This window comes from Coprococcus eutactus, assembly GCF_001404675.1.
Classification (GTDB): Bacteria; Bacillota; Clostridia; order Lachnospirales; family Lachnospiraceae; genus Coprococcus; species Coprococcus aceti.
The window spans coordinates 31,049-52,387 of sequence record NZ_CYXU01000006.1; the positions used below are offsets into that span (position 1 = coordinate 31,049).

At 42.0% G+C, this 21,339-nt stretch carries 25 protein-coding genes; 4 read left to right on the top strand and 21 right to left on the bottom strand.

Annotated features, from left to right (window positions below; all coding sequences use genetic code 11):
- Positions 1 to 35: 35 nt before the first annotated feature.
- The 5 genes from ARA78_RS11130 to ARA78_RS11150 all read right to left on the bottom strand — a co-directional run bounded on the left by ARA78_RS11130 (position 36) and on the right by ARA78_RS11150 (position 3,558).
- The gene (locus ARA78_RS11130; protein ID WP_055273696.1) at positions 36 to 545 is read right to left on the bottom strand and encodes a GNAT family N-acetyltransferase; all 510 of its coding nucleotides are present in this window, start codon (positions 543 to 545) and stop codon (positions 36 to 38) included.
- A 221-nt stretch (positions 546 to 766) separates the two neighbouring features.
- Positions 767 to 1,456 (bottom strand): nicotinamide riboside transporter PnuC, encoded by a 690-nt coding sequence (gene pnuC, locus ARA78_RS11135; RefSeq protein WP_055273698.1) that lies wholly within the window; start codon positions 1,454 to 1,456, stop codon positions 767 to 769.
- 155 nt (positions 1,457 to 1,611) lie between these two features.
- Positions 1,612 to 2,412, bottom strand: a complete 801-nt coding sequence (locus ARA78_RS11140) for an MBL fold metallo-hydrolase (protein ID WP_055273701.1) — start codon at positions 2,410 to 2,412, stop codon at positions 1,612 to 1,614.
- A gap of 79 nt (positions 2,413 to 2,491) precedes the next feature.
- Positions 2,492 to 2,965, bottom strand: coding sequence for a YbaK/EbsC family protein (locus ARA78_RS11145; protein WP_022216114.1), 474 nt, complete (start codon positions 2,963 to 2,965; stop codon positions 2,492 to 2,494).
- A gap of 134 nt (positions 2,966 to 3,099) precedes the next feature.
- Entirely contained in the window at positions 3,100 to 3,558 is a 459-nt protein-coding gene (locus ARA78_RS11150; protein WP_055273703.1) for a GNAT family N-acetyltransferase, read from the bottom strand.
- Between the two features lie 294 nt (positions 3,559 to 3,852).
- Here ARA78_RS11150 and ARA78_RS11155 point away from each other — a divergent pair, with 294 nt between their 5' ends.
- The 4 genes from ARA78_RS11155 to ARA78_RS11170 all read left to right on the top strand — a co-directional run bounded on the left by ARA78_RS11155 (position 3,853) and on the right by ARA78_RS11170 (position 6,603).
- A complete protein-coding gene (locus ARA78_RS11155) occupies positions 3,853 to 5,175 on the top strand; it encodes an MATE family efflux transporter (RefSeq protein WP_055273705.1) in 1,323 nt (440 codons plus the stop codon).
- A gap of 138 nt (positions 5,176 to 5,313) precedes the next feature.
- Positions 5,314 to 5,589, top strand: a complete 276-nt coding sequence (locus tag ARA78_RS11160; protein WP_055273707.1) for an ArsR/SmtB family transcription factor — start codon at positions 5,314 to 5,316, stop codon at positions 5,587 to 5,589.
- A 50-nt stretch (positions 5,590 to 5,639) separates the two neighbouring features.
- Positions 5,640 to 6,194: a DUF5714 domain-containing protein gene (locus tag ARA78_RS11165; RefSeq protein WP_055273709.1), complete on the top strand. Its 555-nt coding sequence runs from the start codon at positions 5,640 to 5,642 to the stop codon at positions 6,192 to 6,194.
- Positions 6,187 to 6,603 (top strand): arsenate reductase ArsC, encoded by a 417-nt coding sequence (locus ARA78_RS11170; protein ID WP_055273711.1) that lies wholly within the window; start codon positions 6,187 to 6,189, stop codon positions 6,601 to 6,603. Before ARA78_RS11165 ends, ARA78_RS11170 begins: the two co-directional genes overlap by 8 nt.
- 23 nt (positions 6,604 to 6,626) lie before the next feature.
- On the opposite strand, the gene ARA78_RS14410 is transcribed toward ARA78_RS11170, so the two are convergent.
- The 16 genes from ARA78_RS14410 to ARA78_RS11250 all read right to left on the bottom strand — a co-directional run bounded on the left by ARA78_RS14410 (position 6,627) and on the right by ARA78_RS11250 (position 21,287).
- On the bottom strand, positions 6,627 to 7,574 hold the full coding sequence (locus ARA78_RS14410; RefSeq protein WP_070097490.1) for a cysteine-rich small domain-containing protein: 948 nt from the start codon (positions 7,572 to 7,574) through the stop codon (positions 6,627 to 6,629).
- A 12-nt stretch (positions 7,575 to 7,586) separates the two neighbouring features.
- The gene (locus tag ARA78_RS11180; protein ID WP_082423631.1) at positions 7,587 to 10,175 is read right to left on the bottom strand and encodes a YfhO family protein; all 2,589 of its coding nucleotides are present in this window, start codon (positions 10,173 to 10,175) and stop codon (positions 7,587 to 7,589) included.
- Positions 10,176 to 10,193: 18 nt separating this feature from the next.
- Positions 10,194 to 10,526 carry an EamA family transporter gene (locus ARA78_RS11185; RefSeq protein ID WP_022216683.1) on the bottom strand — a complete coding sequence of 111 codons (333 nt, stop codon included), beginning with the start codon at positions 10,524 to 10,526 and terminating at the stop codon, positions 10,194 to 10,196.
- The gene (locus tag ARA78_RS11190; RefSeq protein ID WP_055146450.1) at positions 10,520 to 10,867 is read right to left on the bottom strand and encodes an EamA family transporter; all 348 of its coding nucleotides are present in this window, start codon (positions 10,865 to 10,867) and stop codon (positions 10,520 to 10,522) included. The genes ARA78_RS11185 and ARA78_RS11190 overlap by 7 nt, the downstream gene beginning before the upstream one ends.
- 34 nt (positions 10,868 to 10,901) lie before the next feature.
- Positions 10,902 to 12,014, bottom strand: a complete 1,113-nt coding sequence (locus ARA78_RS11195; protein WP_055273715.1) for an acyltransferase — start codon at positions 12,012 to 12,014, stop codon at positions 10,902 to 10,904.
- Between the two features lie 12 nt (positions 12,015 to 12,026).
- Positions 12,027 to 12,962: a glycosyltransferase family 2 protein gene (locus ARA78_RS11200; protein ID WP_022216680.1), complete on the bottom strand. Its 936-nt coding sequence runs from the start codon at positions 12,960 to 12,962 to the stop codon at positions 12,027 to 12,029.
- A gap of 27 nt (positions 12,963 to 12,989) precedes the next feature.
- Positions 12,990 to 13,376, bottom strand: coding sequence for a hypothetical protein (locus tag ARA78_RS11205; protein WP_022216679.1), 387 nt, complete (start codon positions 13,374 to 13,376; stop codon positions 12,990 to 12,992).
- A 28-nt stretch (positions 13,377 to 13,404) separates the two neighbouring features.
- The gene (locus ARA78_RS11210) at positions 13,405 to 13,965 is read right to left on the bottom strand and encodes an NUDIX hydrolase (protein WP_055146459.1); all 561 of its coding nucleotides are present in this window, start codon (positions 13,963 to 13,965) and stop codon (positions 13,405 to 13,407) included.
- 13 nt (positions 13,966 to 13,978) lie between these two features.
- The gene (locus ARA78_RS11215; RefSeq protein ID WP_015533834.1) at positions 13,979 to 14,416 is read right to left on the bottom strand and encodes a GatB/YqeY domain-containing protein; all 438 of its coding nucleotides are present in this window, start codon (positions 14,414 to 14,416) and stop codon (positions 13,979 to 13,981) included.
- A gap of 27 nt (positions 14,417 to 14,443) precedes the next feature.
- Positions 14,444 to 16,462: a glycosyltransferase gene (locus tag ARA78_RS11220; RefSeq protein ID WP_055280552.1), complete on the bottom strand. Its 2,019-nt coding sequence runs from the start codon at positions 16,460 to 16,462 to the stop codon at positions 14,444 to 14,446.
- A gap of 78 nt (positions 16,463 to 16,540) precedes the next feature.
- Positions 16,541 to 17,410: a methylenetetrahydrofolate reductase [NAD(P)H] gene (gene metF, locus ARA78_RS11225; RefSeq protein WP_055280553.1), complete on the bottom strand. Its 870-nt coding sequence runs from the start codon at positions 17,408 to 17,410 to the stop codon at positions 16,541 to 16,543.
- A gap of 104 nt (positions 17,411 to 17,514) precedes the next feature.
- The gene (locus ARA78_RS11230) at positions 17,515 to 18,198 is read right to left on the bottom strand and encodes a YjjG family noncanonical pyrimidine nucleotidase (RefSeq protein ID WP_055280554.1); all 684 of its coding nucleotides are present in this window, start codon (positions 18,196 to 18,198) and stop codon (positions 17,515 to 17,517) included.
- A 267-nt stretch (positions 18,199 to 18,465) separates the two neighbouring features.
- The gene (locus ARA78_RS11235; protein WP_055280555.1) at positions 18,466 to 19,125 is read right to left on the bottom strand and encodes a hypothetical protein; all 660 of its coding nucleotides are present in this window, start codon (positions 19,123 to 19,125) and stop codon (positions 18,466 to 18,468) included.
- Positions 19,126 to 19,217: 92 nt separating this feature from the next.
- Positions 19,218 to 19,871, bottom strand: coding sequence for a hypothetical protein (locus ARA78_RS11240; RefSeq protein ID WP_055146468.1), 654 nt, complete (start codon positions 19,869 to 19,871; stop codon positions 19,218 to 19,220).
- 41 nt (positions 19,872 to 19,912) lie between these two features.
- Positions 19,913 to 20,830 (bottom strand): ATP-binding cassette domain-containing protein, encoded by a 918-nt coding sequence (locus ARA78_RS11245; protein ID WP_238051478.1) that lies wholly within the window; start codon positions 20,828 to 20,830, stop codon positions 19,913 to 19,915.
- An 82-nt stretch (positions 20,831 to 20,912) separates the two neighbouring features.
- Positions 20,913 to 21,287, bottom strand: coding sequence for a GntR family transcriptional regulator (locus ARA78_RS11250; protein ID WP_015533828.1), 375 nt, complete (start codon positions 21,285 to 21,287; stop codon positions 20,913 to 20,915).
- Between the last annotated feature and the right edge of the window lie 52 nt (positions 21,288 to 21,339).

The following is a 21,339-nucleotide window of genomic DNA, read 5'->3' on the forward strand; positions in this document are numbered from 1 at the left end:
TTTTTCTGTGATGTTACACCATATGCTACAACTCATTACTGATCTGCATCTTTTCTAAGGTCATAATAGTGCGGAATGATATCCTCGTAATGTCCATCCGGCATTCTGAAGCCTCCCGGGATAACGCCCAGCGGAGTAAAACCAATCCTTTTATACAGATGGAGTGCATGTACATTTGATGCTACTACGGCATTGAACTGGAGCACTCCAAAACCTTTCTTCTTTGCCATGGAGATACAGTCAAGCACAAGCTTTTCTCCTATATGCTCACCGCGGATATCGCGTCTCACGGCATAGCTGGCGTTACATATATGTCCGCATCTTCCCACGTTGTTCGGATGAAGTATGTAGAGTCCTACCACCTCACCACTCTCTGCGTTCTCGGCGATACCGGTATATGTCTGCTCTTTGAAAAATGCATCGCCCTCTTCCGGAGACAGGCCTTCTTCCTGTGGAAATGCCACGCCATCATCCACAACCTGGTTCCATATCTCTGATGCTGCAGCTGCATCCGCTGTCATGTACTCCCTTATGTTTATATTCATCTATGCGTCCTCCTATTATGATAAGATTTCACTTATGTTCTATTTATTATTATATCGTTCTGTCTGGCAGCGCACTATGTATACATCAAAACAGTGTATATTGCCGATATTCAGCAATAATAATCAGATTATGGTGCTGACAGTTATGGGCATATAGCTGTCAGCACTTTAAACATTGTACTACTGTCTATTTATGTTGCAAATTGCACCTCCTTTATCTGCTACATATCCACAACCTGCCTCACTTCTCTCTTTTTCCAGCTCACAAATCCATACATGTCGTTCACAAAGAATATGACGAAGTTTACAACTACAGGAATATATGCCGGATTCTCAAAAGATGCGAGAACCCATAATACTATGAGTACTACATCATTTGCTGCATATCCCACCGCATAGTATGACGATCTCAGCATGGTGAGCGCAGCCGCCAGGAAACTTGTGACTATGGATATTGTGCTGAACACTATATTCGGCGTGTCAAGTATCATGAGTATATAGTAGAATACAACCGTTACAAGCACTGTGCTGACAGTGAGCCATATCACATGTCTTCTTGTCAGTTTCTGTATGGCAACCTCACTGCTGTTGCCCTCCGACGGATTCTTGAACCACGTTATGGCGGACCACACCGCCATCGGCATCGTCATCCCGAGATAGGTTATCATCTCACCCCAATAACGGGACCTGAAGGATATGATACCGTATAATATGCTGAATACGACCATCAATATCTGCGCCCACACATTTCCCTTTGCCGCAAATACAAGCGATGTCACGCCTATGAGTGCCGCCGCAAGTGTGAGTATGTCCAGATCTGCAGTAAGAAGATTCGACACCAGCACTATAGCCAGGGAACTCAGCCAGATAAGCCATTCCCGCTTAGTCAGTTCTTTTATTGGATTGTACATTTCGATCTCTCCTTTTTATCGCCTATCTTTAGCAAACTCTTTTCTAGTTGCCTGAATTTTCAAACAATTCTATTGTTCAAGAAAGTCATTCATCTTCTAATTTCTCTCAGATTTTGACTATATTCCTTTTTGACTATATTCTTTCCTCCACATCTCTAAAATCTTATTTTCTCCAAATCATCTGGCACATGCAGGTTGCCACTATAATACCTTTTGCCCTCTGCCACGTACAATTCTTTTCTATGTGTTATATTTTTATCCTCTGTATGATATAGCAACAGATTCTGAACTTCAATCTTTTCTGCAAGTTCACAGGCATCCTTGACTGTTGAGTGATGTTTCTCGTATGGATCAAATATATCCGCCTCGGAATACAGGCAGAATGCCTCATGGAGCAGCCATTTGCTGCCTCTCGCATACTTCTCCTCACAATCATTGTAAGGCTCGTCTCCGCAGCACGTAATTTTCGCGCCATCACCCATATCCATACAGAATCCAAATTGCTTTGTCTTAGTTGAACCAGTATCAAAAAATGTGACCTTTTTGCCCATTATCTCTTTCGTATCGCCGTCATTCACCTCAACCAGATGAAGTCTGTCACCAATATATACTGTCTCCTTCTTATTAAGAAGTTGCATTGCCATCTCCCTAAGTAAAGCGATGACCTCGTCATGTCCGTATATAACGGCTTCGCCTTCATACGAACCTTTTTTCATATGCTGGCATATCATGCGGATCATCCACACCGCGCCGAGTATATGATCCACATGTTTATGCGTCACAAATATTGTCCTCATGTCCTGCCAGTTAAAACCCGCTTTCTTAAGCTGTGACAGTATGCCGTTACCACCGCCGCCATCCACTAGAAAATGTTCGTCTCCATCTGACAGCACAAAGCATGTATTATAACACTCTGTCACAAGTGCACTTCCTGTTCCAAGCATCGTTATGTCCATACACCCATTCTTCCTTTCCCCAATACTTAATTCGTATAATAAGCACCATCCGCAGACTCATATTAACCTGATTAACAGCTTACTTCTCCGGCTCCTTGCACACATCAACCCAGCCGGCAGCCCCAGATGCATCCTCAAGCTCAGAGATGGTGAGATTCACTGCACTGTGGTCATTGCCCGCCGCAGGAAAAACCCTCTCGTATCTCTTGAGGCTCTCATCAAGGTATACATCTATCCCCGGATTTATGCCAAATGGACACACTCCGCCCGGTGCATGTCCGACAAGCTCCTCCACGCTATCAAATGGTACCATCTTCGCCTTGACGTGGAATCTGTCTCTATATTTCCTATTGTCAACTCTGGCTGTGCCCTCGGTGAGTATGAGTACTATCTTGTCATCCTGTATGAACGCCATGGTCTTAGCGATCATGCCCGGCTCAACTCCAAGCGCCTCCGCCGCCATGGCAACAGTTGCCGTCGGAGCGTCTATAAGTATGATCCTGTCTCCATATCCTTTATCTTCAAGAAACTTTTCTGCCTTTTCCAGTGACACGGCTGTACGTCCTCCTTGTTGTAATTATCTGTATTCCAGCACTTCATCCATTTTCTTTCCAGGCCGCATCTCCGGATTCTCTGCAACAGGTTCTGGATCGCCGCGCCACGATAAGCTGTCTATTATCAAAAGCATCATAATTGCTGTATATCTATAACCATGCACTCCTCAGATGCCTTAAATCCCACTGATTCATACAGCGGTCTGCCGCTTTCTGTGGCATCAAGGCTTATCTCCGTGGCGCCATGTGCACGCGCATCCCCTATAAGCATATTCACAAGATGCTTGGCGATTCCTCTTCTCCGATAGTGCTCTTCTGTATATACATTCATGAGATGTGCTCTCTTTCCTGATGAGTGAGAAAATGTTGGCATTATTTCAATATAAGACATACTGGCACACGCCACACATCTTCCGTCATTGACAGCTACAACTGTTGTCTGATCACCCTCAAGAAAATACCTTCTGCTGCTCACCACCAATTCATCATCAAATATGTAATCAGCAGGAAGATCATTGACTATCCTAAGCATGGACAATCTGACATCCATCAGCATATCTATATCATTTGCATCTGTCACTCTATACTCCATAATACCCCCTTATTAATCCTTGACATTTTCATGCCTCCTGTTATAATAACACAAGTCGGACGGTATGTTGAATATTAATATACCTTGCAAGGTGTTCTGCAGATGCAGGATTCCCGGATGGAACATGAATCGCGATAAAAACATATCAGAATTTTCATGAGCCAGATAAGATACTTTATCTTATCTGGCTCTTTTTTTATGCGGCTGGCAGGTTAATGTGTCCCCGCGATCATGTGCCTTTCCGATTTTCAATGATTTTCAATTATAAACTTTTTTTGTTAAGGAGATTTACAAATGGACCTGTTAAGAGACAATCTGAAAAAGCTTTACTTCAAATTCCTCATTCCTTCCCTTGGAAGTGCCATGGTCATGTCCATATACACCCTGACTGATGCCATCGTCATCGGCAAAGGTGTTGGAACTGATGCCCTGGCCGCTCTGAGCATCACAACGCCTCTGCTGTGCATACTTATGTCAACCGGAATTCTCTTTGGCGTAGGTGGATCAGTACAGATGAGCGTGCACAGAGGAAGTGGCAACACAGTGAAATCTAACCGCTACTTCACCGTGTCATTCATGATGATCGCAGCAGTCACCGCACTGCTGTGGATACTGTACGTAACATGCATGCCATCACTGCTGAGGCTCATGGGTGCAAATGCCACTCTATACCCATATGCCATGTCATACATGCACTATATAAATATATTCCTGCCGGTTGCAGTATTTTCCAACTTCGTAGCTATATTTGTGAGGGCTGACAATGATCCGAACCGCGCCATGGCAGGCGTCCTGCTGGGTGGAGTGTTCAATATCGTGATGGACATTGTACTGGTATTCCCACTGAAGCAGGGAATCAGCGGAGCCGCACTTGCCTCCGTAATCGGTATGCTGATCCAGATACTTGTCGCCTCATCACATTTTCTCAGCAAGAAGAATGAGCTGCGTTTCATAATGCCACACAGGCTCCTGAACAGCATGAAGAATATCGTGACAGCCGGTATCCCGAGCTTTTTCAATGAATTTGCAAATGGATTTATAGTACTGCTGTTTAACATACAGATATTGAAGTACTGCGGCGAGAATGCCCTGTCCATATACAGCGTCATCTCCAACTGCGTCATCCTGTTCAATTCTCTGTTCACAGGAGTTGGTCAGTCTGTGCAGCCTGTGATCTCGACCAACTACGGAGCAAATAACATAGGCAGAATAAACGCCATAAAAAGAATGGCTTACACAACCATCCTGATCATGGGTGCGCTGTTCTCACTTCTTGGAATACTTTTTCCAAGGGTGCTCTGCGGTGTGTTTATAGATATGAATGAAGGTCTTGGTGTCATTGCCGATCTTGGTGTCAGAGCGTACTTCTTTGCATTTGTGCCATTTGGAATCAACCTGATGACCTCCTACTATCTCCAGGCCATACTGAAATCCGGGCAATCTCTGTGTATATCACTGCTCCGAAACATCATACTCAGCAGCGTGTGTATACTGACGTTCCCTGTTTTGACCGGTGGCAACAGCTTGTGGTTTGCTGCACCTGTGACCGAGGCTATGACTCTTACTGTCAGTCTGGTATTTCTGGCGCAAGAATCTAAAAGGCAGGGTGTCCATTAATAATATATGGCACATGATATTTGGGGCTTATGCTGAGCCTATAAGTACAAATGTTAGGATATTTGCAAAATGCATTGACGTTCATCTATATATGTGCTAATTCTATATATAGATGATTATCAATGTGAGGTGAATGAAATGAAGTTAACAGATGTTGCTTTAATATGCAAAGCACTTGGAGATTCAAACAGACTGAAAATAGCGCAGATGTTGTCAGATGGAGAGAAATGCGGATGCAGGATTTTAGAGAGATTTAGCATTACCCAGCCTACATTATCTCATCATATGAAAATACTGGTGGAATGTGGGTTGGTTAATGACCGGAAAGAAGGCAAATGGCATCATTATTCATTGAATTGTGAAGCTTTAATAGAATTCAAAAATTATATTGGCAGTTTGACATGTGAGTTATGATTTATCCAACGCTGATTAAGAATAGCTAATAAGACGAAAGGAAGATTTCCATGACAGTAAGAGAAAAAGCAGAACTGATTGTAAAAGATATAAAGAAAGAACAGGAAACAAATCCGGTTATCATTTTTAAGAATATTGCAGAGAAGGAATATGTCAGTATTCATGGACCGGAACACCATATATTAGATGGCGCAAGTTTGCTTGTGGCCTACAAAAACGCAGGTGGAGAGATAGACTTAGATCAGGCATTGGACAGGCTGATGGCAGAAGGACTTAGGATGCCGGGAGCAATGTGCGGTTTATGGGGAATATGCGGAGCAGTCACTTCTATTGGTGCTGCACTTGCAATCATCGATGGAACAGGTCCGCTTTCAACAGATGGAACATGGGGAAATCATATGCAGTTTACCTCGAAAGCAATAGGAGAATTAGGAACCATAAACGGACCAAGATGCTGCAAGAGAGATGCAATGGTAGCGTTTAAGAATGGTATCGATTATGTGAATGCTCATTATGGTGTAACATTGCATTATGAACAAATGCCATGCGGATTCACAGAACTTAATGAGCAATGTATAAAGGAGAGGTGTCCATTTCATGAGTAAGAAAAAAGTAGCTTTTATTTGTGTCCATAATTCCTGCCGAAGTCAGATTGCTGAGGCTTTGGGAAGGCATCTGGCATCAGATGTATTTCAAAGTTATTCGGCGGGTACAGAAACAAAACCTCAGATTAACCAGGATGCTGTTCGTATTATGAAGGAATTATATAATATAGATATGGAAGCAGAGGGACAGTACAGTAAGCTGGTTAGTGATATTCCAGATCCAGATATTACAATATCAATGGGATGCAATGTAGGATGTCCCTTTATAGGCAGGCCATTTGATGATAATTGGGGACTTGAAGATCCAACCGGGAAAAGTGATGAAGAATTTAAAGTAGTCATTGAACAAATAAGGCATGATATTTTAGGGTTAAAAGGCAGATTGAATCAAGTAGCAGGAGCAGAATAACTCTGCTCCTACTTGGTATAAATTCAGTGCTTTATACAGAATTCACAGCCACCGCTCTGTCCAATACAGTCTCTGCAATCAGAATCCATCGCAAACACATCTTCACCCGCGATCAGATATGTTCCAACAAGACTCATCTTCGGTGACATACGTTCTCCGTTCCATGACACGCCTACCTGTGATGCATCCATAAGTCCAAGCAACTCAGGTATGGTATCCATACCCATTCCGTAATATCCGGGACCGAATGATGGGCTGCAATACCGATTCTCATATACACTGTTCTTTCTCTCAAGATATCCCTGTAGCCACCCTCTTATGACATCCATGCATGCCACCTGAAATGCCTCCATGTAATACTGTTCAAGAACCGAACCCGCACTTTCTATGTCGATCTCCGGCGCATGGAATGCATACAGATATCCATTTTCAACGCTGCTCAGATCAAGCTGTTCAAGGACATTGCATTTTATCCTCTTCCTGCCAAATTCAAAATAGCCCTCATGAACGCACTCCACCGCAAATGGCTGCAGCAATACTGACACCTGGCATTCTACTGAGGTTTCCGAAGCATTTTTCGTCATGATCCGGTCAAGCACTATTTCTGCCTCCCGCTGATGTTCCACACACATGTCAGGCTCCATGTCATTTATATGCGTGATCTGTATCAACCTGTCCTTTATTTGCTGTCTCAGCTTTCTCAAATCTACATGCAGTATCTCTTCCTGCCTCTGCAAATGAGCAATGACTTTGTCGTACATCTCCGGTCTGTGAACCACCAGACATGAGCTGCAATCCTTTATCTTCTGTCCCCTTCCATTCACTATATACTCAGGACTGCCTATGCAGCTCTCATCAAAATAAAGTGGGCAGTAACAGAACAGGCAGTTAAATTTATCTTCATCTTTTACCTTATGGCACGGGAAGAATTCGCAATCCCGGTTCTGGAAAAATTTGTAGTTGTTATTCATTGTTCAATTATTTTATGCAATTTCTTTCTTCTTTTTATACTTTCTCTTCCTTATAACTTCCATACATGCATAGAGAACAAAACCAACTACAGATGCGACCGCACCAGATCTCAGCCCCGGCGTATGATATACCATTTTTATGGTATGCTGTCCTTTACTCAGTTTAATCCCCATAAATGTATCCGCAAGCTCTTCTATATCAGCACGCTTTCCATCAACTGTCAACGACCATGTCTTTTCGTATGGTATTGAAAGGAATATCTCTGAATCACTGTCCAGCGCCACTTCTCCTGATATTTTATTTCCTGATATATTCAGATTGCTTGTATACCCTGATTTCAGCTGCTGAACGGCATTATCAAATTCTGCCATATCCAACTGCGCTGCATAAATCGTATGTCTCTTATCCTTATTGGTATCTCTCTTTATCTTCAGCTCTATTTCATCACCAGCCTTATAATCTCCAAGGTACATACTGTTAATTTCAAATCTATGACATGCATTCTGAACAAATTCGCCATTCGCATATATCCTGCAATTGTGGTCATATAAACTGTTGTGTATATCACTTCCATCAACAAATACATACACAGGACCATCGTTCGCTACACTAAGTTTCCACACCTCATTATTTTTTTTGTCTTTACGAACATATTCAGTCTGAACATCATTATATACTCTGGTATTCTTACCCGTCATTGCAGATATCAGATTTTCCTGATTCTTAAACGGATCACTTCCGAATGACAGATTTCCCATATCCTCACTAACAGGATATCCAAGCGGCAATGCATATTCATTTTTGTAAACCTCTGCATTTTTAGTCTTTATTCCTGTATCCTCATAACCTGTTGCCGCATCCTTAAGCTGGACATACTTTATAGACAGCAATGAATCAGCAAGCAGCATTGGACTATTCCAGTATGTTTCACACAAGAAATATTTTTCGCCAGGGATGTCCGAATATCCCATATTTGCAAGGAACCTGTCAACATTAAAGTCATATGCCGAACTATAATGCTCTATACTGTTATATCCATACAGTAATGATTCTCCAGTTGCTATCTCTCTTCCCAGGCCATACAGATAATTATAATTGTTTTCGTATCTGTAAAAAGTATCTCCAGAATCAGCATTCAATTGATCCACAACATTTTCTGCATCCAGAGAATACTCCGTAAATGCATTTACATCATTATTATATTCCGAAAAAGCAAGGTATACATTATACCCCGACTCCAAAACAGTTAATCCTATTGCAATCCAGCAAACAGTATTTATCAACAATCTACTGTTCCTAATACACCTTATCACCAATGCTCCAATGCAAAGTATAAATAAATACAATACCACAAGACGCAATGGGGAATTTATCTTTTTTATGTAATATAAAAACGCTAAACCTGCTGCTACAGTCATCATGGCTCCGGCTATTTCCTTATTCTCGACTTCGCCGCGCTCATATAACTGAATTTCCCGTGCTGCAATCATTATCATTACAAAAGAGAAAACAAAACTAAACCTGAAAAAATATGATGTACTCCTGACAAATACGGTCCATACAAGTTCCATATCTCTAAGGCAATAACTTCCACATAGCAAGGCCAGAAGACAGAACATACATATTTTTTCTGATCTTTTTACTTTTTTATTGACAAAAAATGCGATTACCGCAACTAAAACTATCGTTCCCGTGAATATCAATGGGGCATCCTGCGCATTTACTTTTGCACTCACATCAAATCCACTCAGGAACTGTGTTATGTCCATGTTTACAATTCTGCTGAGACCAACCGTATTATTTGTTGCTTTTCCACCTATTAATGATACACATGCCGGAAGTAATATACACATACTCGCCAATACTCCGCATATCATCGTTGCCACATATCTGCCTATACTTCTCAGATCATTTTTCAATGCAACTTTTATTTTGTAATCATATGCATTAAGATATTCGACAATAAACAATATTCCCGACATGAGGCATACCATATATCCGGTATACCAGTTACACAGAATTGCCATAAACACAGATCCAAACAGCAAACCTGTTCTTTTCTCATTGATACATTTCCACACACCAAGTGCAATCAGCGGAAGAATTATAACCCCATCAAGCCACATAACATTCCTACAATTATACACATTGTATTCCATAAGTGCATAAAGCGTGGATAAAACCAAAGAAGACTTTGCCGATATACGGAATCTGTTATGAATATATATATATCCTGTTATGCCGCATAATCCAATTCGTAAAATTATCATAAACACCATAAAATATGGAATATGCGCCTTAGAAAAGAAAACCAGGAAAATATTTAACGGACTAGAAATATAGAAACCAATCAGACCAATCATCCTACCACCAAGGGATTTCCCCGCAGAATATTCTATACTTGCCTTACCATGAAACACATCCCACAAATATCCATAATAATCTTTGTGTTGCAATAATGAATCCCACACCAAAGTTGACTTACTACCAAACGGGATCACCCCGCATATAGCCATAACAGCCAGCAGCACCAGAATCGGCAAGACAAAAGCCAGTATTATAATAACCGCAATTCTTTTTTTAGATCTCTGTTCACTCATCAATAACCTCCATACCTATTATGACACCGAGACGAGCACGGCTCCAACCAATATCAAAATAACTCCACCTATCTTTTTTTTCGATATTTTCTCTTTCAAAATAAAATAGGATATAACCATAGTCCAGATATATGTAACTGATGTCAAAGGCAAAACGACTGAATAATCAAGATATCTCAGAACATATATGTTTAACAGCGCTGATACAAGATACAACGCACCACCTATGTATAAATTAATATTTTTTATTGTAGCTATTATGCTCTCAGAAGCGGACGCCTTTTTCAAAAATAATGATGCCACCGCACCACTTAATGTCATAATCACAAGTACAATATAATATATCAGCATTCTTCCGTATCTCCTCCTGCTATCATTATCACTCCTGCAATTATAACAAGAACACCTATACATTTCACAAAGCCAACTTTTTCACCAAGTACTATAGCTGCAAGCACTATACTTAACACATAATTCAAACTCAGCATCGGTTGTAAAACTGATAATTTACCATACCTGTATGCAATTATCATCACAAGAGCTCCAACGCCATAAAATCCAAAACCGACTATCATGTATATAAGGCCTTTATCAGCCGACATTTTCCAGAGCATCTGCCCTATACAGGCACATATCGAGGAAATTATCATCAATATGATTCCCTTTTTATTTTTCTTTATTGACTCAAGCATAATTTTGTCTCCTGTAAAAATTTGATTTTTCTATCTACGAAACTATTTTCCGTAAAAGTGGTATTTTTTTCATGATCAGAGTAACAACATATCCACACATGAAAAGCACAACACAATAAATCAACGATGCTAACACTGGTGTTGAATGTAATTTATCCTGAAGAAAACTCATCAAATTCTTGAATGTGTCTGTATAGTTTTTAAAATATACATGAATTAGATAAATGCCAAAAGTACATCCGCCAACCGAGACTATCGGTTTTTTCAATCTAAACAGTATGTTTGTATTCGAATTCAGATATTGACATGTTGCAAATATTGCCACGCAGTTTACCAGAACAAATGTACCAAAAAACATTTGAGAATCCTTTTCGTTACAAATTCCTGTAATTCGAGCTCTGTAATATGTCATATAACAAGAGATCACAATAGCAACTATGTTTATCCCCCACAAAACTAACAACCTTTTCTTAGTCCAAAAGTTTTTAAGTCTGCAATTAAGGAAATATCCTGCCAGAGGAAAAACAACAACGTTTGTTGCCAGCCACTCAATAGAAACATTTACATTCAATGGATGTCTATCCTGAAATACACGATACTGCAAGCATGGAACCAGCATACAAAAAGCAATATATAAAACCAGTGCATACTTATAATCATTATCAGAAAGCCCCTGTGCAAATCGCTGCAATAATGGAAGTACTATCAGCATTGAAAGATAAGCATATAAATACCAGTATGAAAAATTCCACCCGTTAGAATATAATTTTGTAAAGAAGTGAAATATATTAAATTTTTCATTTCCTTCGCCAACTTCTAACAGATAATAAAATACGGACCAGACAAGCAGAATACTGAATATATGCAGGACCCTATGCCGCCATAAATATTTTACCGGTTCCGGTTCTCGTCCCAACATAAGTGCACCTGCTATCACCAAAAACAACGGCACGGACACCTTACAGGAAATAGACAAAAACAAATATAACCAATAATGGAACGTATGAGTATCATAAGACAAAAACTTTGAAAATCCATTCGCCCCTGTATGATTATATAGCACAAAAAAAGCTGCTATTATACGCATAAGTTCAATATCCAACCTCTTTTTTGCAACCAAATTCAATTTTCCCCCCTCAGGTATCATACCTTTTCTTTTTCATTTTGAAGTTTTCTTCATATGATCAACTTGAATAAGCTTATACTCAAAGTCTCTCTTATCCTGACTTCTAAGTGTGCTGAGAAGTACTCCCACCGCAAAGAACAGAATTGCCATCACCATCACAAATCCGCAAACGATCAGAGTTGGGAACCTGTCTACAACACCAGTTTTAAAATATGCAGAAAGTACCGGGATGAAGAATAATATGCTACACAGCGCAAGTACAAGTGATATGGCTGTAAAAAATCCAAATGGCTTGTAGTTCTTATATAACTTAACTATCGTAAGCAATACCTTTATACCATCTGAGTATGTATTTAACTTAGATTCACTTCCATCAGGTCTATCTCTATATTCAATAATTACATTCTCAACCTGCATATTTCTATCTACAGCATGGATACTCATCTCTGTTTCAATCTCAAATCCTTTTGACATAACCGGATATGTCTTAACAAATTCATAGCTGAATGCTCTGTATCCCGTCATTATATCTTTTATAGATGTCTTAAAAAGATTATTTATAGACCACCTTACTATACTATTTCCAAAATTATGAAATGGTCTTTTATTCTCCTGGAAATATGTACTGGATAATCTGTCTCCAACAACCATATCAGCATTTTTGTTTATCACAGCGTCAACCATTTCAGGTGCACATTCAGCAGGATATGTATCATCACCATCAACCATTATATACACTTCTGCATCAATCTCCCTGAACATTCTTCTGATGACATTTCCTTTGCCCTGCTTGTACTCTTTTCTTACAACTGCTCCAGCTTTTTCTGCAAGTTCAGATGTCTTATCACTGGAATTATTATCATACACATATATTGTGGAGTCTGGCAAAACTGCCTTAAAATCTGTGACAACCTTATAAATTGTCTTTTCCTCATTGTAACATGGAATCAGTACTGCTATTTTATCCATTCTATGTTCTCCTCATTCGATTATTTTCTACGCTCTATTCTTAGCGGCCCCCATAAACATGACAACCGGAACAACTATTCCAACGATCATCATGACAACGGCTATAAGCTTGCTGTCACCGGACACCAGTGTCACTATACCGCTTATTATCGCAAGTATCGCCAGAAATGCTGCCCATACAACTATGGCAGACGCCTTTGCAACCTTGTTGCTTCCGGCTATTCCAAATATACCGCCTATTATGGCTGCAAGCGATGCTATTCCGGCCACAACGCCACATACGACAGCCTTTGTCGATGGCTCATCTGCAAGCACAAGTTTTGCAATGTCATAATATCCGGCATTTACAAGCCCCCATATGAGCATGATGAGCGACGATGCCGTCACCATTCCCTTTCCAGGTAATTTTTCCATAGATTATTTCTCCTTTTTCATTCTCATATCACTGTCTGCTCCACACATAACAGAAGGCCTGTGTTCTGGCTGCAAACTTCTCAGTCTTGAGCAGTTCTCTTACCTCTGCCTTTGTGTACCATCCTGGAGTGATCTCCTCCAGAGTTGAAGTGCTCGGCTTGAACTCGCCTCTCGCCTTGCCTACAACACACATATTTGTCTCATTTGAAAATCCTACAGCACTGTAGCTTGTCCCTATTGTGTCACTGATCTCGTACAGCTCAAGTCCCGTTTCCTCCATAAGCTCACGTCTAGCACTGACCTCAGGAGTCTCCCCCGGATCTATGAGTCCGGCAGGGAAATTATATACCCATTCACCCGGAGCAAGTCTGAACTCCTTATCTATAAGGATCCTCTCATCTGCCTCGTCTGTGGCGATGATGACCACCGCATCTGCTGCCTTGCCATGAAGTCCCTCGAAATCGGTGATTTCTCCATTCCTGCTTATCATCTCATAGTTCTTAACTATTCCGTCTACAGTCTCGTACTGAACATCGTATCGTGTGATGAACTTTCCCTGTTCTTTCTTTTCAATTCCTACAAATTTCAAAACACTTTCTCCTCTACTTGCAAAGCTCTGCCACAACCTGATTGATGACCTTGCCGTCTGCCTTGCCCTTGAGTTCAGCCATGACAGCCTTCATGATCTGGCCTTTATTCTTTGTTGCTATCACATCTGCAAATTTTGTTGTGAGGATATCTCTCACCTCATCCTCTGACAGAAGCTTTGGCGCATACTCGTTGAACACATCATATCTTGCCTTGTACTGCTCCAGAAGATCTGTTCTGTCTGCAGGGCAGGTATCGATCTGCTCTTTTACAGACTTGATCTCCTTGAGGATAACACTATCAACTATATCCTCAGGAATGTTGTCTCTGCAGCCGTTATCGATTCCGACCTTCTTAACTGCTGATACGAGGGATGAGATGCTGTCCTTTCTCTCCTTATCCCTTGCCTTCATTGCTGCTATCATATCCTTCTGTAACTTCTCAAGTGTCATTTTTATTTCCTTCTTTCTTTATTTTTATCACTTTTTTATTTTATACCATATTGAACGCTGCTTTTGCAAAACAACATTCTCTGCCTGAAGCTGTTCCAATTTCTTCTGAATATCTGCTTTTTCTGTCTGAAGTTCTCCAAGTTTTGCCTGAAGATCAGATTTCTCCTTCTCAAGTTCTTTTATCCGGATACCCCTGTCAGCCTTTTCCTTATATGTCTGCTGTAGTTTTGCATTTATCTCCGACTTTTCCTTGTATGTTCTTTGAAGCTTGGCATTTATCTCTGACTTTTCCCTGTAGGCACGCTCATTTTCTTCAATGCGTTTCTTTAATTGTCTGGAATTTCTACCAATCTCATCCCTCAATTCTCTGCGTTCTTTTTCATGACATTCACATACCCTAATCAGTGCATCCTCTACCGGCTCTCCATCATATTCAAGAATCTTCTTCGCAAGTGCATTATCTCCATATTCAGGTTTAAGCCATTTCTCTATCTTCTGTAACTGAACGTCATTCTGGTCGGCGTCCACATTCTTATGGTAAAGGCCTATTTCCTGTGAGCCCGGTAAGTACCGAAGATCCTCACATGGCATAGCCGCCACAACCGGAACTCCTGACATGATCTCTATTAGCTTAAGCCAGATGTCATCCGCCCACAGGCACATCTCCACCATCTTGTCTTTGTCGAACCACTTATCATCATAAATTCCTGGTGGATATAAAGTTCCTGCGCCCCCGGTTGCAAATAACTGCATCTTTGGTCTGTACAGACAGGCAACCGTCTCCTTCATCCAATACCTGTACGGAATAAGCTGCCCTTTATCCGAAATGACCATCCAGTGTGTCCTCACAGCGGATACCGCCTCTGGATACTGTAAATATGACATATACAGATTCTCAAGCATGTATGGAGGATATTGCAGATCGTCATCTATCGTCACGACCACGTCGTCCGTGAACTCCTGCAGCGCATAGAAATACTTCTTGTGCGGCTTCAGATCATCACACCATCTGACCTCCAGCTTATCCTCAAACTGCAGCTTTCTGAGATCATCCGGGAGATCGTCATCCTTATTAGGGAACTGCTCCTCCGCCAGCCACAGAACGATCTTATCTGCCTTTCTGGTCTGTGAATATATCGACTCAAGCATCTGTGCTATGCCCGCAATTCTGGCGGGATAGGATGTGAGCGACACTATTATCCTTCTCGTCTTGAGCTTTTTCAGCTCCGATGAATCATGTTTCTTTATGATGGAATATTTGCGGAATAACTTGTCATCATTGAGTCCCTTCTCTGTCAATCCGTTAAATATCTCACTGTTAAATACGCTGTGCGCTTTCTCGTAAAACTCTATTCTCTCTGCAGAATCCAGTTCTCTGCAATACTTCTCATAATTGTCCACATACTGACGTATGGCAAAGTACATAACAGCATTCCACAGATCAGTCCTGTCTGCCATGCCCTTCACACAGTCAACGGTCTTCGGAACATCCGGCAGCTTCTCAGCCTCACTCTCAGGAACAACATTCCTTGAAAATGTCAGATTGCTTATATATGCTATCTTCTCCGCCGCTACAGCTCCAATTGCCGAATATATAGCTTCGCTGTCACAACCGGCAATGCCCAGTCCTGCATCTATTATGAACTGCTTTCTGTAGAGTTTATTGCCAACTAATGGTCGTACCACATTCATGATCCTGCCACGGCAGTCCTTCCAGTTAAACACCTGCTTTCCGCCGTGAACCCACTCAAAATGTACACCTCTTCCGAAGGTCTTCCCACCGTCACTGTCTATAAGCTCGCAGTTCGAAATCACCATGTCCGCCCCGCTCTGCTCTGCGGCGTCATGCAGCTTCTCCAGCATGTTCTCCGGATAAACCTCCGAGCCATCCACGAACAGTATATATTCTCCATGCGCGCGCTCAATCCCCGCGAATCTGTCCGCTTCTATTATCTCGTACTCCTTAAATGTCTGGCCAGCCAGCTTTGTCCGGCATGTCTCCACACCGCTTCCGGCTGTAAAAATCACTGATATAACCGGTTTCATAACCCGATACTCCTTTCATTGAACACCATCCTATTGCTGTCCCTCATGATGTCCCGACTCTAGGTCTGTCAATAAATTTTATATCTTAAGTATTTCCGATAGATTCTTCTGTATTCCTGCCGCAACCTCAGGCTTATTCATGGAATACACATGTATATGCTTCACTCCATTTGCCATGAGATCTATGATCTGGTCTGTGGCATATGCAATTCCCGCCTGCCTCATCGCAGACTCAGTATCGCCAAATGCATCGACTATGCTCTTGAATCTCTCCGGCACGTTACAACCTGAGAGCTTGACAGCATTCTTGACCTGTACTCTTCTTGTTATAGGCATAATACCCGGTATGATCGGCACTGATATTCCCGCCTCTCTGATTCTGTACATGAAATTAAAGAATATGTTGTTGTCGAAGAACATCTGGGTCGTGAGATAATCACATCCAGCATCGACCTTTTTCTTAAGCCCAATTATGTCTTCGTGCTTATTTGCCGAGTCTGGGTGTACCTCAGGGTAACATGCTCCGCCCACGCAGAAATCTCCTGTCTCCTTGATGAGCTCCACCAGCTCTGATGCATGTGAGAACTCTGCAAATACCTGTCCATCATAGTTCTTCGGTATATCGCCGCGGAGAGCAAGTATATTCTCTATACCGGCATTCTTCATGTCAGCAAGCGCAGTCTTTATTCCGTCTCTGCTGGCACACACGCATGTGAGATGTGCTATAGTCGGAACATCGTACTTCTCCTGTATCTCCCGTGCAAGCTGTATGGTATGTCCCTTTGTACTTCCGCCGGCACCATATGTAACGCTCATGTAATCCGGCTTAAATGCCGCTATACCAAGCGCCGCTGCCTCAACATCCGCAAAGTCTGTATCCTTCTTTGGCGGGAACACCTCAAATGAGAGTGTCGCCTTGTCCTGTGTTATCAAATCTCTTATCTTCATGTACTACCTCTGTATATTTGTCTATTACTGTTTATTTCAATCTGGACTCATTTATATCCGGACTCATTTGTATCCGGTTCCGATAAATAATTTTGTTTTTTTGCTTACAGCTCTTCAAGCAGCGCCGGAATATCCATAAGTTTTTTCACCTCATAGTCCGGATGTATATCCGCCGCCTGCTGACCATCAAGGTTGAACCATATCGTCCTTATCCCAGCATTTATTCCGCCCTGTATATCTGATGTCAGACTGTCTCCTATGATCACAGTCTCATCTGCCTTTATCTCTGGTCTCCTACCAAAGCAATAGTCAAAGAATTCTCTGGACGGTTTCTCCGCTCCGGCATCCTCAGATATGAATATATCCTCAAAATACTTGCCTATACCGCTGTCCGCAAGTCGTCCGCTCTGTACATTTGAGCCGCCATTTGACACAATGTACATTCTGTATCTTCCGTGCAAGGTTTCAAGCAGCTTTATCGTATCAGGGAACATAAATCCCTTCTGGCTGAGCTGATCCTCATAGTAGGCTGTCGCCTCCGCAGCAGAGTAGTCAACTCCCAACTCTGCAAATAGTATCTCGTATCTGCTTTCCTTCACCTGCTGCCTTGTGAGCAGCCCCTGTTCAAGTAGCTTCCATCTTGATTTGTTGATTTCGCTGTATCTGGATATGACCTTTTCTGTAGGCTCCACCCCTATATGCCTGAGCATATTGGAGAGCGCTCTGCTCTCGCTGCGCTTGAAGTCCAGCAGTGTCTCATCCAGATCAAACAATATGTTCTGTACCATATAAATTCCTTATATCTTTCTTTTCAAATTCATATGCTGACTTATCAGTGTCTGTCGTTATGATTCTGCATTTTATACATTACTCTTATGCGCAGTTGCCGGATTTTTCCAGTGCGCACATTCTTAAATATTATATTCCACTCACCTGATAATAGCAATAGAGCCGGTTACAAATCTTCTGCTGTGACCGCCCTCTCTTCGGCAATCCTGCACAATCCGCAACCGGCTCTGTTCCGTCTATTTTATTAAGTTTAGTTGTATTTTCATTTACTTCATGCTCTTGCTGAGTCCGCTCATTGCATACTCTGACAACTGTTTTCTGTAGAGAAGTGAACTGATCAAATACTCTATAACACCACCCAAAAGGATGGCCGCATATCCAAGGACAGCAAGTTTTACAAGCCCAAGGCTTATAACCTCTGATATATGATGGTGACACAGCCAGGAACTGATTGTCGACATGCAGGTTATTATCACCAACATAAACACAATAAAGCTTGCCACAAAATATTTGTAACATACACCGCAGAATATCATAGCTCCGAACAATATAAATATGATCATAAACAATGTATCCTGATAGTTTTCTGTATTCTCCGGATACATTCTGATAAGTATATATTTCTCCGCAACAAGTATTGTGAAAAGTACAAGATACACAACTGTGCTGACGATCACTGGCATTCCCACCTCCAGTTTTCTCTTCATCACGCTTGACTGCACATAGTCCGATGCATTCATGTATATTATCATCTGGTAGGCAAACATTCCAGTCAGCATAAAATAGAAACCGCCCAGAATATTCGTTCCGTGTGATGACAGTTCGATCACAAACCCTATTGCAGTGAACAAAATAAGCATCATCACATTTGTCTTTAACTTATATCCATATCTGAGAAGTTTAAAACCAAGTATCAAATCTTTCATCCCTTAATCCTCCTTGTCTAATATATATCATTCCTCCCGCCGGCAGGCGGGGCGGATAGTCTAAGCCGTTTCCAGCCTTGAACAACAATCTGTTAATCCATATCCAGATAAGACGCCTCAACCTTGCGGTACATATGTCTGCGCGTCACATATATTCCAACCGGCAGCAATACCGCCAGTGCTGCAACTATGAGCCATGTAAACTTCTGCAATCCCGAAGATATCGTTATATATATAACCGCAGCTCCCGATGCTCCTGATGACAGCATGGACAGCAGACTCATGACCTGAACATTCTGGACATATCTCGTAATGTTCAGCGCCCACACCGACAGATTTGCTGTGAGCAGTATCGACAGGCAAAGCAGTCTTACCGGGTTACCCACCATAATTTCATATGGTACGGCCACTATCACCATGCATATCGCGATCCTCGCCGGTCGGACAAGCAGATCCGCCGTAAGCGCATTCCGTAACATGGCTTTCCCCTTTGTTGACGTCTTCAGATAATCCATTCCAAGGCAGCCCTTCACACATATTGCACCGAATCCCCAATAATCAGCCATAACCTCGATCGCAGTCATGAGCGCCGCTCCCACACCGAGCATGACCGCTGTTACATAATATTTTCTCACTCCTATATCGATCAATGCCAGTATCACCCCCAGTATGATCGGTATCAACACATTACACACTAGCCGGTATTTTCCATTCGTAATGGCTCTGTAATCCTTTATCATCCTCATAATTACGCTCCTATAAATACGTGAAACACTCTAAGCAGTTTTTACTTTAATACCATTTTTGTATTATTCTTCATGACCGCCACACTTATCTGAAACAGCGATGGTATCTCCTTGCTCACATTCATGCCTGCAAGCTTGTCCAGATTCTCTGCAAGACAGATTCCCTCAAAGCCATAAGGATTCTTAGTCATGGTATAAAGGATCTTTGATGCCGCCTCCGCATCCTGGGCATCTCCCTTTATCAGTATGTATTTCTCCTTCAGGTCCTCCACAAATCCGCACTCGACCACATTTCCATGTTCCATGATGATCGCATAATCAGTGATACTCTCCATATCGGATATATTGTGTGTTGAGAACAATACACTCTTCTCCCCCGCTCCGTCGCTTATATAATCGCCGATCATCTGACACAGCTTGTCTCGCATAAGAGGATCAAGAGGCGATGCTGGCTCATCGAGCAGCAGCAGGTCTGTATCCCTCGCCATAACCCCGGCAAGCATCAGCTTAGTTCTGGTTCCATCAGAGAGTGCTGAACACTTTTTCTTCAGAGCAACACCGTCCGGGGAATCAGGAAATATCGCAAGTTCTCGGCAATATCTTTCGAACTCGTCCCTGTCAAAATTGTCAAAGAGCAGACTGCTTATCTCCTCCACATCAGATACAGTCCACTGTGGAAGGTAATATCTGCCTGTTCCCGTATAGCCTATCCTGTTCTTTACATCCGCCCTTCTCTCCTTTTCCTCCGATGAATACTTGTCAAAGAAAGTCAGCTCACCTTTGTAATCAAGCCTTATTCCTGAAAGCATATTGAGAAGTGTCGTCTTTCCCGCTCCATTTTCTCCGATGAGTGCTGTCGCAAATCCCTTTGGCACCCTCAAATCCGGTATATCCAATGTAAATGTCTTAAACTTTTTGGAAATATTCTCCCCTTTTACAGCGCAGTCATAATTCATCATCCAATCCTCCATTAAACCTTAAACTCTCTTCATGTCTTTCTTTTTCCCTATTCTCTGTCCACTTTGTTCTCTGCCTGTCAAATCATCGGTCCTCCACCATCAGCAGAGCATCAAGCATGTTCTTGAGTTCATCGTCCGACAACCCCGCAATACGTGCCGCAGCTATGGCCTCCGTCAAAGATGCCTCTACCTTTCGAAGATGCTGCTCTATCAGCATCTCACTGTCCTGTGCATTCACATAAAAGCCCTTGCCCTGTTCAGCCGTGACCAGACCTTCCTGCTCCAGCAGCTCATAAGCTTTCATGGTGGTGATAACACTTATCTTCAGATCCCGTGCCAGCCCCCTGATAGACGGCAGATATTCGCCCTGGGCATATTTGCCCGCCAGAATGTCCGACTTGAAGCTGTCTGCTATCTGCTGATATATAGGCACTCCTGAGTTCTGAGAAAGTCTCATATGTACACCTCCTTAAACTGCTCTCAACTGTTTATATGTTATATATACACTA

What these genes read in the sequence shown, in the direction of transcription:
- ARA78_RS14410 (WP_070097490.1), bottom strand. Translation starts at nt 7,574, where the DNA reads ATGAATAACAACTACAAATTTTTCCAGAACCGGGATTGCGAATTCTTC.
- ARA78_RS11140 (WP_055273701.1), bottom strand. Translation starts at nt 2,412, where the DNA reads ATGGACATAACGATGCTTGGAACAGGAAGTGCACTTGTGACAGAGTGT.
- ARA78_RS11165 (WP_055273709.1), top strand. Translation starts at nt 5,640, where the DNA reads ATGACAGTAAGAGAAAAAGCAGAACTGATTGTAAAAGATATAAAGAAA.
- ARA78_RS11130 (WP_055273696.1), bottom strand. Translation starts at nt 545, where the DNA reads ATGAATATAAACATAAGGGAGTACATGACAGCGGATGCAGCTGCAGCA.
- pnuC (WP_055273698.1), bottom strand. Translation starts at nt 1,456, where the DNA reads ATGTACAATCCAATAAAAGAACTGACTAAGCGGGAATGGCTTATCTGG.
- ARA78_RS11185 (WP_022216683.1), bottom strand. Translation starts at nt 10,526, where the DNA reads ATGCTGATATATTATATTGTACTTGTGATTATGACATTAAGTGGTGCG.
- ARA78_RS11200 (WP_022216680.1), bottom strand. Translation starts at nt 12,962, where the DNA reads ATGGATAAAATAGCAGTACTGATTCCATGTTACAATGAGGAAAAGACA.
- ARA78_RS11220 (WP_055280552.1), bottom strand. Translation starts at nt 16,462, where the DNA reads ATGAAACCGGTTATATCAGTGATTTTTACAGCCGGAAGCGGTGTGGAG.
- ARA78_RS11240 (WP_055146468.1), bottom strand. Translation starts at nt 19,871, where the DNA reads ATGAGGATGATAAAGGATTACAGAGCCATTACGAATGGAAAATACCGG.
- ARA78_RS11180 (WP_082423631.1), bottom strand. Translation starts at nt 10,175, where the DNA reads ATGAGTGAACAGAGATCTAAAAAAAGAATTGCGGTTATTATAATACTG.
- ARA78_RS11245 (WP_238051478.1), bottom strand. Translation starts at nt 20,830, where the DNA reads ATGATGAATTATGACTGCGCTGTAAAAGGGGAGAATATTTCCAAAAAG.
- ARA78_RS11195 (WP_055273715.1), bottom strand. Translation starts at nt 12,014, where the DNA reads ATGATACCTGAGGGGGGAAAATTGAATTTGGTTGCAAAAAAGAGGTTG.
- ARA78_RS11205 (WP_022216679.1), bottom strand. Translation starts at nt 13,376, where the DNA reads ATGGAAAAATTACCTGGAAAGGGAATGGTGACGGCATCGTCGCTCATC.
- ARA78_RS11160 (WP_055273707.1), top strand. Translation starts at nt 5,314, where the DNA reads ATGAAGTTAACAGATGTTGCTTTAATATGCAAAGCACTTGGAGATTCA.
- ARA78_RS11250 (WP_015533828.1), bottom strand. Translation starts at nt 21,287, where the DNA reads ATGAGACTTTCTCAGAACTCAGGAGTGCCTATATATCAGCAGATAGCA.
- metF (WP_055280553.1), bottom strand. Translation starts at nt 17,410, where the DNA reads ATGAAGATAAGAGATTTGATAACACAGGACAAGGCGACACTCTCATTT.
- ARA78_RS11230 (WP_055280554.1), bottom strand. Translation starts at nt 18,198, where the DNA reads ATGGTACAGAACATATTGTTTGATCTGGATGAGACACTGCTGGACTTC.
- ARA78_RS11190 (WP_055146450.1), bottom strand. Translation starts at nt 10,867, where the DNA reads ATGCTTGAGTCAATAAAGAAAAATAAAAAGGGAATCATATTGATGATA.
- ARA78_RS11235 (WP_055280555.1), bottom strand. Translation starts at nt 19,125, where the DNA reads ATGAAAGATTTGATACTTGGTTTTAAACTTCTCAGATATGGATATAAG.
- ARA78_RS11215 (WP_015533834.1), bottom strand. Translation starts at nt 14,416, where the DNA reads ATGACACTTGAGAAGTTACAGAAGGATATGATAGCAGCAATGAAGGCA.
- ARA78_RS11155 (WP_055273705.1), top strand. Translation starts at nt 3,853, where the DNA reads ATGGACCTGTTAAGAGACAATCTGAAAAAGCTTTACTTCAAATTCCTC.
- ARA78_RS11170 (WP_055273711.1), top strand. Translation starts at nt 6,187, where the DNA reads ATGAGTAAGAAAAAAGTAGCTTTTATTTGTGTCCATAATTCCTGCCGA.
- ARA78_RS11150 (WP_055273703.1), bottom strand. Translation starts at nt 3,558, where the DNA reads ATGGAGTATAGAGTGACAGATGCAAATGATATAGATATGCTGATGGAT.